Source organism: Stenotrophomonas sp. RIT-551 (genome assembly GCF_026241915.1).
GTDB lineage: Bacteria > Pseudomonadota > Gammaproteobacteria > Xanthomonadales > Xanthomonadaceae > Stenotrophomonas > Stenotrophomonas bentonitica_A.
Map to the genome: position 1 here is coordinate 177,099 of NZ_JAPJIU010000004.1, position 11,516 is coordinate 188,614.

General features: G+C 67.2%; 11 protein-coding genes. 6 read left to right on the forward strand and 5 right to left on the reverse strand.

Features of this window, described 5'->3' with window-relative positions:
* Positions 1–22: 22 nt before the first annotated feature.
* Positions 23–196: a DUF1674 domain-containing protein gene (locus ORK51_RS07055; protein ID WP_080114829.1), complete on the reverse strand. Its 174-nt coding sequence runs from the start codon at positions 194–196 to the stop codon at positions 23–25.
* 39 nt (positions 197–235) lie between these two features.
* On the opposite strand from ORK51_RS07055, the gene ygfZ reads away from it, so the two are divergent.
* Positions 236–1,105, forward strand: a complete 870-nt coding sequence (gene ygfZ / locus ORK51_RS07060) for a CAF17-like 4Fe-4S cluster assembly/insertion protein YgfZ (protein ID WP_261997384.1) — start codon at positions 236–238, stop codon at positions 1,103–1,105.
* Between the two features lie 96 nt (positions 1,106–1,201).
* On the opposite strand, the gene ORK51_RS07065 is transcribed toward ygfZ, so the two are convergent.
* Entirely contained in the window at positions 1,202–2,293 is a 1,092-nt protein-coding gene (locus tag ORK51_RS07065) for an ABC transporter ATP-binding protein (RefSeq protein WP_266084624.1), read from the reverse strand.
* Positions 2,294–2,647: 354 nt separating this feature from the next.
* Here ORK51_RS07065 and zwf point away from each other — a divergent pair, with 354 nt between their 5' ends.
* The 5 genes from zwf (at position 2,648) to ORK51_RS07090 (ending at position 8,598) form a co-directional block, all read left to right on the forward strand.
* Positions 2,648–4,087: a glucose-6-phosphate dehydrogenase gene (gene zwf, locus ORK51_RS07070; protein ID WP_323053984.1), complete on the forward strand. Its 1,440-nt coding sequence runs from the start codon at positions 2,648–2,650 to the stop codon at positions 4,085–4,087.
* On the forward strand, positions 4,084–5,091 hold the full coding sequence (glk, locus tag ORK51_RS07075; RefSeq protein WP_266084626.1) for a glucokinase: 1,008 nt from the start codon (positions 4,084–4,086) through the stop codon (positions 5,089–5,091). Before zwf ends, glk begins: the two co-directional genes overlap by 4 nt.
* Positions 5,088–5,810: a 6-phosphogluconolactonase gene (gene pgl / locus ORK51_RS07080; protein ID WP_266084627.1), complete on the forward strand. Its 723-nt coding sequence runs from the start codon at positions 5,088–5,090 to the stop codon at positions 5,808–5,810. Before glk ends, pgl begins: the two co-directional genes overlap by 4 nt.
* 45 nt (positions 5,811–5,855) lie before the next feature.
* On the forward strand, positions 5,856–7,772 hold the full coding sequence (gene edd / locus ORK51_RS07085; RefSeq protein ID WP_070427123.1) for a phosphogluconate dehydratase: 1,917 nt from the start codon (positions 5,856–5,858) through the stop codon (positions 7,770–7,772).
* A 166-nt stretch (positions 7,773–7,938) separates the two neighbouring features.
* Positions 7,939–8,598, forward strand: a complete 660-nt coding sequence (locus ORK51_RS07090; RefSeq protein WP_019183264.1) for a bifunctional 4-hydroxy-2-oxoglutarate aldolase/2-dehydro-3-deoxy-phosphogluconate aldolase — start codon at positions 7,939–7,941, stop codon at positions 8,596–8,598.
* A 54-nt stretch (positions 8,599–8,652) separates the two neighbouring features.
* Here ORK51_RS07090 and ORK51_RS07095 read toward each other — a convergent pair whose 3' ends face one another.
* From ORK51_RS07095 to ispG, 3 genes are all read right to left on the reverse strand, one after another.
* On the reverse strand, positions 8,653–9,300 hold the full coding sequence (locus tag ORK51_RS07095; RefSeq protein WP_019183265.1) for a response regulator: 648 nt from the start codon (positions 9,298–9,300) through the stop codon (positions 8,653–8,655).
* Positions 9,301–9,499: 199 nt separating this feature from the next.
* The gene (locus ORK51_RS07100) at positions 9,500–10,228 is read right to left on the reverse strand and encodes a phosphatase PAP2 family protein (RefSeq protein ID WP_070470587.1); all 729 of its coding nucleotides are present in this window, start codon (positions 10,226–10,228) and stop codon (positions 9,500–9,502) included.
* Positions 10,209–11,474 carry a flavodoxin-dependent (E)-4-hydroxy-3-methylbut-2-enyl-diphosphate synthase gene (gene ispG, locus ORK51_RS07105; protein ID WP_019183267.1) on the reverse strand — a complete coding sequence of 422 codons (1,266 nt, stop codon included), beginning with the start codon at positions 11,472–11,474 and terminating at the stop codon, positions 10,209–10,211. The genes ORK51_RS07100 and ispG overlap by 20 nt, the downstream gene beginning before the upstream one ends.
* Positions 11,475–11,516 lie beyond the last annotated feature (42 nt).

Genomic DNA, 11,516 nt, shown 5'->3' on the forward strand with positions numbered 1-11,516 from the left:
TGCCGCGTTGGCTCAATGCTGATCAGAAATCGATGCAGCGTCCGTTTTTCTCCCAATCTCCGTACCGCACCGGATCAAGTCCGCCGCGGCCGCCGATTTCCAAAGGCAATGCCGGGGTCTCGGGAAGCGGTTGCTCCTCGGGTACCAGCGTGCCTTCAGCTTCAGAATCTGGAGAGGGGGTTGTTTGGCCTATCATGGGTGGTCTCGCAACGCACAAATTTTAGACCCCGTTCACGTGCCTGACAACCTGCCCTCCGATTTCGCCGGCTTTTCGCGCCTCCCCGGTCACCAGCTGCTCAGTCTCAGCGGTGCCGATGCGGCCGCGTTCGCCCATGCCCAATTCTCCAGCGATGTCACCGCCCTGCCCCTGCGGCATTGGCAGTGGAGTGCCTGGCTGACGGCCAAGGGCCGCACCATTGCTGTGTTCCAGCTGTTGCGGCTGGACCAGGAGCGCATCGTGCTGGTGCTCGCCGATGGCGACGCCGATGCGATTGCGTCGCAGTTGCAGCGTTTTGTCTTCCGCCGCAAGGTGCGGATCGAGGTCCGCAATGATCTTGCCGTGGCGGCAAGCTTCACCGCGCCGGAATCGGCCTCCGGCGGCGCGATTGCGCAACTTGGCGGGGAAAACATCGAATTGGACCTGGGCAGCGACGCACTTCCGCGCAGCCTGCGCATCGGCGCCGCCGACGCCGTGGCGACCCACGCCGACAGCGCGGATATCGCGCTGGCCTGGCGCCAGGCCGATCTGCGCTACGGCCTGCCGCGCCTGGATGCCGATCAGCGCGAGCAGTGGACGCCGCAGCAGCTGGGCCTGGACCGCCTGAACGGGTACAGCGTCAAGAAAGGCTGCTACCCGGGCCAGGAAATCGTGGCCCGCACCCACTTCCTGGGCAAGGCCAAGCGCGCCCTGCAACTGCTGCGGGTCGTGGAGGGCACGACCAGCGGCACGCAGGTACATCAGAAGGACGCGGCGATCGGCACGGTGGCCTCGGTGGCCGGTGATCTGGCCCTGGCGGTGCTGCCACTGGAGATCGCGCCGGAGCCGTTGAGCGTCGGTGGGGTCCAGGCCGCCCACCTGCCGTTGCTGGACGGTCTGGCGCGGTAACAGGCATCGACCGTTGGTCGATGCGGCACGCCATGAACGTTGATGGGCGTGCGTGGAGCCGGCCAGCGGCCGGCAACCCCGTAACCCGCCCGCGCCTTACGCGTCGTTCAAGCGCTCGCCGGTCTGCGCATCGAAGAAATGCAGGCCCTGCGGATGGATCGCCACGCGGATCGGCTCGCCGACCGACGGCAACTCCTGCGGTGCCACGCGCATCACCAACGGCTGACCGCCACTGGTCATGTTGACGAAAATCTCGTTGCCGACCGGCTCGATGCCATCGATCATCGCCTCGAACGCCGTCGCATCCCCGGCCGCGGCCGGCTGCAGATGCTCCGGGCGCACGCCCACGGCGATCGCCTTGCCGACCCACGCCTGATCGATCCGGGCCTGGCCCAGCGGCGCGGTCAGCCCGGTGTCCTGCACGGCATAGCCGCTGTCGGTGCGCTGCAGGGTGCCGCGCAGCACGTTCATCGCCGGGCTGCCGAGGAAGCCGGCCACGAACAGGTTGGCCGGGCGGTCGTACAGCGCCATCGGGGTATCGATCTGCTGGATCACGCCATCCTTGAGCACCACGATGCGCTGGCCCAGGGTCATCGCTTCCACCTGATCGTGGGTCACGTAGATCATGGTGGTGCCCAGCTTGCGGTGCAGCTGCGCGATTTCGGTCCGCACGCTGTGGCGCAGCTTGGCGTCCAGGTTGGACAGCGGCTCATCGAGCAGGAACACCGCCGGCTCGCGCACCAGCGCGCGGCCCAGCGCAACGCGCTGGCGCTGGCCGCCGGACATCGCCTTGGGCAGCTTGTCGAGCATCTCGGTCAGGCCCAGCGTTTGGGCCGCCTCACTGACCCGCTTGCTGATCGTGGCCTTGTCGTGGCCGCGCAGCTTCAGACCGAAGGCCAGGTTCTCGGCCACGGTCATGTGCGGATACAGCGCATAGCTCTGGAACACCATGGCGATGTCACGATCCTTGGGCGCCACGTCGTTGACCACGCGGTCGCCGATCGTCAGCGTGCCGCCACTGATTTCTTCCAGGCCGGCGACCATGCGCAGCAGTGTGGACTTGCCACACCCGGACGGCCCCACCAGCACCATCAATTCACCATCGGCCACTTCGAAGGTCGCGCCCTGCACGGCCACCTGACCGTTGTCGTAGACCTTGCGAACGCCCTGCAACTGCACTTTTGCCATATCACCATTCCAGTCCGCCCGGTCTCCGGGCTGTTATGCGGAACTGCCTTCGGCCCTCCCGATGGCAGGTCGATGGCGTGGTGCCGCATGACGGCGACCACTGCAATCGAATACAGTCTGCGCATTCTGCCATGTAAACGTTTTCACGTGGCACTATCCGATAGTCGGCCGTGACCTGGATGCCGGGGAGGATGCGATATCCCCCACGACACCGGGTTGGCAGGCCATCATGCCGGGCGGAATCCATGGGGCGTGCTGCACCTGCAACAAGCAGACAACGGACCCCGCCCGACCCCCGAGAACATAGACGAGAAGCGATTGACAACGATGTCACCCGGATCTGAAACTCGAGCGATGCACGACACCCTTTTCCTGTTTGGCGCCACAGGTGACCTGGCCCAGCGCTACCTGTTCCCCTCGCTGCTGCGATTGCTGGGCGACGGCCTGCTCCCCGAAGACTTCAAGGTTCGTGCGCTGGCGTTGTCGCCGCACGACACCGACGCCTTCCGCGAGATCCTGCGCCCGCGCCTGCAGCAGGCCATGCCGATGGCCAGCCAGGACGATATCCACTCGCTGCTGCAGCGCATCGACTACCGCTCGGTGGACCTGCGCGATCCCGAGTCCGTGGCCGAATCGGTCCACGACCTGGTCGACCGCAACTGCGTGAGCTACCTGGCGATCCCGCCGGGCCTGTACATCTCCACCTGCGAAGGCCTGGCCAAGGGCGGCGCGCTGGCCGCCCCGCACCGCCTGATGCTGGAAAAGCCGATCGGCAGCGACAGTGCCAGCGCCGAGGAGATCATCTCCACCATCGGCCAGTGGATCGACGAAGACCGCGTGTTCCGCCTGGACCACTACCTGGGCAAGGCCGCGGTGCAGAACCTGATCGCGCTGCGCTTCGGCAATACGCTGCTCGAGGCGGTCTGGAACCGCAACTACATCGAATCGGTGCACATCCTGGTCGCCGAGAGCGAAGGCGTGGATGGCCGCGATGCGTACTACGCCCGCTCCGGCGCGCTGCGCGACATGGTCCAGAGCCACATCCTGCAGCTGCTGTGCCTGGTCGCGATGGAACCGCCGGCGTCGCTGGAAGCCGACCGCATCCGCGACGAAAAGGTCAAAGTGCTGCGCGCCCTGCGCCCGCTCGATGCCAAGCATGCCGCGCGTGACAGCGTGCGGGGCCGCTACACCGCCGGCACCATCAACGGCCAGCCTGCGCAGGCCTACCAGCCGCCGGAAGGCAGCGATGTGGAAACCTTCGCCGGCGTCACCGCGCATATCGACAACTGGCGCTGGTCCGGCGTGCCGTTCCACCTGGTCACCGGCAAGCGCCTGGCCGAGCGCACCACCCGCGTGGTGGTCACGCTCAAGCCGGTCACGCATTGGCTGTTCGAGCGCCCGCACCGCGGCAATGCCACCCCCAACCGCATCACCTTCCAGCTGCAGCCGCAGGAAAACATCGAGCTGGGCCTGATGAGCTCGCTGGCCGGCCCGGAATGGGGCGCGCTGGAACTGCATCCGCTGGAACTGGAACTGTCCGTGCCGACCGGCCTGCACCGCCGCATCGCTTATGAACGCCTGTTCCTGGATGCCTTCAACGGCAACCATGCGCTGTTCGTGCGCGATGACGAAGTGCGCGCGGCCTGGGCGTGGATCGACAGCGTCAGCGATGCGTGGAAGGAAGCCAAGCTGCCGTTGCAGCCCTACCCGGCCGGCCAGTGGGGTCCAGAAGAAGCCGCAGGCTTCCTGCCTGCCGACGCCGATGCCGACGCAACCCGCGGTGGCCAGGCATGACGGTGTTGTCCCAGCCGGTCCTCGTCGCGGATATCGGCGGTACCAATGCACGCTTCGCCCTGGCCGATACCTCGCTGGCCGCGCCGCTGCAGCAGGACAGCATCCGCGAATTCGCGGTCGCTGACTTCCCCTCGCTCGGCGAAGCCGCACGCCACTACCTGGAGCAGATCGGCGCCGAAGCCAAGCGCGGTGTGTTCGCCGTGGCCGGCCGTGTCGACGGTGACGAGGCGCGCATCACCAATCACCCGTGGGTGATCTCGCGCATCCGCACCGCACACATGCTCGGCTTCGACGACCTGCACCTGATCAATGACTTCGCCGCCCAGGCGATGGCGATTTCGCTGCTGCAGCCGCAGGACGTGATCCAGGTCGGCGGCGCGGCGTGGGTGCCGGGCAAGCCGGGCCAGCCGCGCAACTACGCGGTGATCGGCCCGGGCACCGGGCTGGGCGTGGGCGGGCTGATCCTTCGCCATGGCCGCTGCTATCCGCTGGAAACCGAAGGCGGCCACGTCAGCTTCCCGCCGGGTACACCGGAAGAAATCCGCATCCTGGAGATCCTGTCCGAACAGTTCGGCCGTGTCTCCAACGAACGCCTGATCTGCGGCCCCGGCCTGGTCAACATCCATCGCGCCGTGTGCGAGATGGCCGATATCGACCCGGGCCAGCTGCAGCCGGTGGACGTCACCGCGCGGGCGCTGCATGGCGACCCGCAGGCCATGCGCACCGTGGATGTGTTCTGCGCGGTGTTCGGCGCGATCGCCGGCGATCTGGTGCTGATGCAGGGCGCCTGGGATGGCGTGTTCCTGACCGGCGGGCTGGTGCCGAAGATGCTCGATTCGCTGCAGCACTCCGGTTTCCGCCAGCGCTTTGAACACAAGGGCCGCTTCTCTTCGATCATGTCCAAGGTGCCGTCACTGGCCGTGATGCACCCCAGCCCCGGCCTGCTCGGCGCGGCCGCCTACGCGGCGGATGTGGAACGCGATCTGCCGGGAGGCACTGTATGAATACCCTGGATACGTCCGAACGTTTCACCTTGATCCGGCACGGCGATGCCGATGGCTGGATCGAGGCCGTCGCCGCGGAAATGGCGGCCGAGCTGAACCGCGACATCGCCGAATTCGGCCGCGGGCGCATGCTGCTCTCCGGCGGCACCACGCCGGCACCGGTCTACCAGGCGCTGGCCGAGCTGGACGTGCAATGGGACCGGGTGGAAGTGAGCCTGGTCGATGAGCGCTGGCTGTCGCCGCAGGATCGCGACAGCAATGCCTGGCTGGTGAAGGAGAGCTTCCTGACCCGTGCCGAAGGCGCCCATTTCGATCCGCTGGTGCGGGTCGGCAAGCCGCTGCCCGAGTGCGTCTACAGCGCCAACCTGCAGGCACAGCACAGCCAGCGGCCCTGCCTGAGCGTGCTCGGCATGGGCAACGACGGCCACACTGCGTCGCTGTTCCCGGGGTCGAAGGACCTGACCCGGGCACTGGAAAGCACCCTGCCCTACGCGGCGCTGGATGCCACCGGCTGCCCCGGTGCCAACCAGTGGCCGCTGCGCATCACTCTCACCCCGCACGGCTTGAAGCAGAGCCGCCAGCGCCTGCTGCTGCTGCGCGGCAAGCAGAAGCTGGAAGTGCTCAAGCACGCGCTGGAAAGCAACAATCCGCAGCTGTATCCCATCCTCAACGCGATCGATCTCGACGGCGCGAAACTGCGCGTCCACTGGTGTGACTGAGTTGCCCCGGTGTTGTTCCGTTCGCCTTCTCATAGCCGGTAGCCAATGAGCCTGCATCCCAAACTCCATGCCATCACCGAGCGCATCGTCCAGCGCAGCGTCGCCTCGCGCGCCGCCTACCTGGCCGGTGTCGACGCGGCGCTGCGCGACGGTCCGTTCCGTTCGCGCCTGAGCTGCGGCAACCTCGCCCACGGGTTCGCCGCGTGCGGCCCGACCGACAAGTCGCGCCTGCGCGGCGGCGTGACGCCCAACCTGGGCATCATCACCGCGTACAACGACATGCTCTCGGCGCACCAGCCGTTCGAGCACTACCCGGAGATCCTGCGCGAAACCGCGCGCGAACTCGGCGCGACCGCACAGGTGGCCGGTGGCGTGCCGGCGATGTGCGACGGCGTCACCCAGGGCCGCGGCGGCATGGAGCTGTCGCTGTTCTCGCGCGATGTGATCGCCCAGTCCACCGCGATCGGCCTGAGCCATGACATGTTCGACGCCAGCGTCTACCTCGGCGTCTGCGACAAGATCGTGCCCGGCCTGCTGATCGGCGCGCTGGCCTTCGGCCACCTGCCGGCGATCTTCCTGCCGGCCGGCCCGATGACCCCGGGCATCCCGAACAAGCAGAAGGCCGAAGTGCGCGAGCGCTATGCGGCCGGCCAGGCAACCCGCGAGGAACTGCTGGAGGCCGAGGCCGCCTCGTACCACGGCGCCGGTACCTGCACCTTCTACGGCACCGCCAACTCCAACCAGACCCTGCTCGAAGCGATGGGCGTGCAGTTGCCGGGCGCCTCGTTCGTCAACCCCGATACGCCGCTGCGCGATGCGCTGACCCGCCAGGCAGCGGTGCGTGCGCTGGAAATCAGCGCACTGGGCGATGACTTCCGTCCGCTCGGCCGGCTGATCGATGAGCGCGCGATCGTCAATGCGGTGGTCACGCTGATGGCCACCGGCGGCTCGACCAACCACACCATCCACTGGATCGCGGTGGCGCGTGCGGCCGGCATCGTGCTGACCTGGGACGACATGGACCAGCTCTCGCAGCTGATCCCACTGCTGGCCCGCGTCTATCCGAACGGCGAAGCCGACGTGAACCGCTTCGCCGCCGCCGGTGGCACCGCGTTCGTGTTCCGCGAGTTGATGGAGGCCGGGCTGATGCACGCCGACCTGCAGACCGTGGCCGAAGGCGGCATGCACCAGTACGGCCAGGAACCGGCGCTGCGCGATGGCAAGCTGACCTACATCGATGGCGTGCGCGAGAGCGCCGATCCGGACGTGGTGCGTGGCGTGGCCGATCCGTTCGAAGCCCAGGGTGGCCTGCGCCTGCTGCGCGGCAACCTTGGCCGATCGCTGATCAAGCTGTCAGCGGTGAAGCCGCAGTTCCGCACGATCGAAGCGCCGGCCGTGGTGGTCGATGCACCGCAGGTGCTGAACAAGCTGCATGCCGCCGGTGTGCTGCCGCACGATTTCGTGGCGGTGGTGCGTTACCAGGGCCCGCGCGCCAACGGCATGCCGGAGCTGCATTCGCTGGCGCCGCTGCTGGGCCTGCTGCAGAACCAGGGCCGCCGCGTGGCGCTGGTCACCGATGGTCGCCTGTCCGGTGCCTCGGGCAAGTTCCCGGCCGCGATCCACATGACACCGGAAGCCTCGCGCGGCGGTCCGCTGGCGCGGGTGCGCGAGGGCGACATCATCCGTCTGGATGGTGAGGCCGGCACGCTGGAGCTGCTGGTGGATGCGGCGGAATTCGCCGCGCGCGAGCCGGCGCCGAACACGGCACCGGCCGCGCACGATCTGGGCCGCAATCTGTTCGCGATGAGCCGCCGCCTGGTGGGCCCGGCCGACCAGGGCGCGATGTCGATTTCGTGTGGGCCGGCCGCCGATGACGGCAGCATCTGGAACTACGATGCGGAATACGAGCTTGGGCATGATGCGGCGGCGGCGGATGCGCCGCATGAGGCGAAGGACGCCTGAGCTGACGCAGAAGCGGCGGCTGGGTGTCGTGAACCCATCCATGGGGGCTCGTCAGCGCCATCCATGGCGCTGTAACGGTCCTGGTTGGGGCCATCCGCTGCCTCCCGACACATACCGGCGCCTCGTTTGCGCTGCAGACATTGATGAAAAGAAGGATTGGAAACGCATGAGCATCGCCGAACATCAGAAACGCGCTGAAACACTGTTGAAGGCTGCCGGCATTCTGCCGGTGGTGACCGTGCATACGCTGGACCAGGCCCGTGCGGTCAGCGCGGCGTTGCTGGAGGGCGGGCTGCCGGCGATCGAGCTGACGCTGCGTACGCCGGTGGCGATGGAAGCGCTCGCCATGCTCAAGCGCGAGCTGCCGGATGTGGTGGTGGGTGCGGGCACGGTGTTGACCGTGGAGCAGATGCAGCAGTCCATCGATGCGGGCGCCGATTTCCTGGTCACGCCGGGTACGCCGGCGCACATGGCCGATGCGCTGGCGCAGGCGCCGCTGCCGGTGGTGCCGGGTGCGGCGTCGCCGACGGAGATGCTGGCGCTGTATGCGCGCGGCTTCCGGGTGTGCAAATTGTTCCCGGCCTCGGCCGTGGGTGGGCTGGCGATGATCAAGGGCCTGGCCGGTCCGATTCCGGATCTGAAGCTGTGCCCGACCGGCGGCATCACCGAAGACACCGCCGCCGAATACCTGGAGCAGAAGAACGTGGTCTGCATCGGTGGTTCGTGGATGGTGCCGGGGGGCTGGATCGAGCGTGGCGAGTGGGACAAGGTGCGCGAAAGCGCGGCCCAGGCCGCGAAGATCGTGGCGCGGGTCCGCGCGCACTGAACGAAAACGCCCGGGCATGCCCGGGCGTTTTTTTACGTGCATCCTGCGCGTGGATTACATCGGGCGCGCCGGATCCACCAGGCCGTACTGGCTGGCCATGCGCGCGAGCGCGATGTTGTCGTTGATGCCCATTTTCTCGAACAGGCGCGCCTTGTGCGTGTTGACGGTCTTCGCGCTCAGGCTCAGGCGTTTGGCGATGTCTTCCTGGCGCAGGCCCTGGGTCAACAGCAGCGCCACTTCCAGTTCGCGCGGGGACAGGGTGTCGAACGGCGAATGGTTGCCTTCCACATTGGACAACGCGAGGTTCTGCGCGATGCTGTTGCCGAGATAACGACGGCCGAGCGCTGCATCGCGCACGGCACGCAGCAGTTCCTGGGCATCGCAGGCCTTGCCGATGTAGCCGGAAGCACCGGCTTCGAGCAGGCGCTTGGGCATCGGCCCATCTTCAAGGACGGAGACGATCACCACGCGGGTGCCGTGGTCGCCACGGACCACGCGCTCGGTGACTTCCATGCCGCTGACGCCAGGCAGGTGCAGATCGCACAGCACGACGTCGGGCCGCAGGCGGCGGATATCCGGCAATGCATCTTCGCCACTCTCCGCCTCACCGACCACCTCGATGTCGGTCTCGTTGGAGAGGATCATCTTCATGCCCGTGCGCACCAGAGCATGATCGTCCACCAGATACACTCGAATCGTCATCCGCCAACCTCGTCAAACACTGTGAACGGGGGCAAGCCTAGCCGCGGGATGTGTCGATCACAAGGAACCGGGTTCCCCATCATCGCGTTCTGCTCCACGCATCACAGACGTGCTGTCTGCCCCTCCCCCTGTGCCTCTCATCCTCTTCTGTTCCAGTGGAACAGCCTATGGATGCCGCCCGTTTTCATGCCGCTTTCGGCTAGTTTACCGCCGTATTCGTCTCAGCGGCATGCCGCCACGGATGGCGACGGCGGAACATGACCAGGAAGCACCCTACCACCCAGACCAGGGCGGCACACCAGCCGGCCAGGATGTCGGAAGGGTAATGGACCCCGAGGTAGACCCGGGACAGGCTGACCAGCACCGCAAAGGTCACCGCGGAGAACGCGACCGGCCAGCGCCAGCGGGTGTTCCAGGCCAGCAGCACCAGGGTGACGGCCAGGGTCATCGAGCCCATGGCATGGCCACTGGGGAAGCTGAAGGTGCTTTCCGGGGCGATGGATTCCCACAGGCTGGGCCGGTCGCGCTGGAAGAAGCGCTTGCTGCCCAGGTTGAGCAGCGCCGAGCCGGCAAAGCAGATCGCCACGAAACTGGCCTCGCGCCAGCGTTTGCGCCAGGCCAGCAGGACCACGATCAGCACATCGGCCGGGATCAGGAACCACTCGTAGCCCAGTTTGGAGAGCAGCACGAAGAACTGGTCCAGGCCCGGCGAATGCAGGCCATGCATCTTCCACAGCAGCGGCGCATCGAAATAGATCGATTCCAGCTCATGGACTTCATCGGCCAGGGCGACGAACCCGGCCAGGGGCAGCAGCACGCCCACGAACAGCAGCACGAAGCGCCAGGCGTTGCGGCCCATCCAGTGGCGGAAACCGGCCGCCGCCTCCGGGGCAGCCAGCACCGCCGGCTTATCCGAGCGTTCGGACATAGGTGCGTTCGACGTAATCGTCGATCAGCGCCACGAAGTCCTGGGCGATGTTCTCGCCGCGCAGCGTGACCGTCTTTTCACCGTCCACGAAGACCGGCGCCGCCGGCGTCTCGCCGGTCCCCGGCAGGGAGATGCCTATGTTGGCGTGGCGCGACTCGCCCGGCCCGTTGACGATGCAGCCCATGACCGCCAGGGTCATGCTTTCGGCCCCGGGGTGGTTCACCTTCCAGAGCGGCATTTTCTCGCGCACATGGTTCTGCACGACCTTGGCCAGCTCCTGGAAGAACTCCGAGGTGGTCCGTCCGCAGCCCGGGCAGGCCGTGACCAGCGGCGTGAAGGCGCGCTGCCCGGTGGTCTGCAGCAGTTCCTGGGCGACGATCACCTCGGCGGTGCGCGACTGGCCCGGTTCGGGGGTCAGCGAAATGCGGATGGTGTCGCCGATGCCTTCCTGCAGCAGCACCGCCAGCGCCGCTGAGGAGGCGACGATGCCCTTGCTGCCGATGCCGGCTTCGGTCAGGCCCAGGTGCAGCGCGAAATCCGAGCGCTGGGCCAGGTCGCGGTACACCGCGATCAGCTCCTGCACCCCACTGACCTTGGCCGACAGCACGATGCGGTCGCGCGGCAGGCCCAGTTCCACGGCGGTCTCGGCCGAATCCAGCGCCGAGCGGATCAGCGCCTCACGCAGCACGCGCCCGGCATCCCAGGGCTGCGCGCGCTGGCTGTTCTCGTCCATCAGGCGCGCCGCCAGCGACTGGTCCAGCGAGCCCCAGTTGGCGCCGATGCGGACCGGCTTGTTGTAGCGGATCGCAAATTCGATCAGCTGCGCGAACTGGGTGTCTTTCTTCTTGCCGAAGCCGACGTTGCCCGGATTGATCCGGTACTTGGCCAGGGCTTCGGCGCAGGCCGGCTCCTGGGTCAGCAACTGGTGGCCGTTGTAATGAAAGTCGCCGATCAGGGGGACATCGATCCCCATCATCTGCAGCTTTTCCACGATCCGCGGGATGGCCGCGGCCGACTCGGGATTGTTGACGGTCAGCCGCACCATCTCCGAGCCTGCGCGCCACAGTTCGGCCACCTGCTTCACACTGGCGGCGACATCGGCGGTGTCGGTGTTGGTCATCGACTGCACCACCACGGGATGGCCGCCACCCACGACCACGCCGCCGATACGGACAGGCTGGGTCTGGCGGCGGGCCCACACGGCGGAGTCGGCGGGTTGGGTCGGTCGGGTCACGGCGTCATGCATCGGCGTATTTTAGCGCGCCCAGCGCGCACGTAGGTGCCTGTC

Coding starts and splice junctions, on each gene's coding strand:
- ispG (WP_019183267.1), bottom strand. CDS start 11,474: ATGCATGACGCCGTGACCCGACCGACCCAACCCGCCGACTCCGCCGTG.
- ORK51_RS07090 (WP_019183264.1), top strand. CDS start 7,939: ATGAGCATCGCCGAACATCAGAAACGCGCTGAAACACTGTTGAAGGCT.
- ORK51_RS07065 (WP_266084624.1), bottom strand. CDS start 2,293: ATGGCAAAAGTGCAGTTGCAGGGCGTTCGCAAGGTCTACGACAACGGT.
- zwf (WP_323053984.1), top strand. CDS start 2,648: ATGCACGACACCCTTTTCCTGTTTGGCGCCACAGGTGACCTGGCCCAG.
- ORK51_RS07095 (WP_019183265.1), bottom strand. CDS start 9,300: ATGACGATTCGAGTGTATCTGGTGGACGATCATGCTCTGGTGCGCACG.
- glk (WP_266084626.1), top strand. CDS start 4,084: ATGACGGTGTTGTCCCAGCCGGTCCTCGTCGCGGATATCGGCGGTACC.
- ORK51_RS07100 (WP_070470587.1), bottom strand. CDS start 10,228: ATGTCCGAACGCTCGGATAAGCCGGCGGTGCTGGCTGCCCCGGAGGCG.
- pgl (WP_266084627.1), top strand. CDS start 5,088: ATGAATACCCTGGATACGTCCGAACGTTTCACCTTGATCCGGCACGGC.
- edd (WP_070427123.1), top strand. CDS start 5,856: ATGAGCCTGCATCCCAAACTCCATGCCATCACCGAGCGCATCGTCCAG.
- ORK51_RS07055 (WP_080114829.1), bottom strand. CDS start 196: ATGATAGGCCAAACAACCCCCTCTCCAGATTCTGAAGCTGAAGGCACG.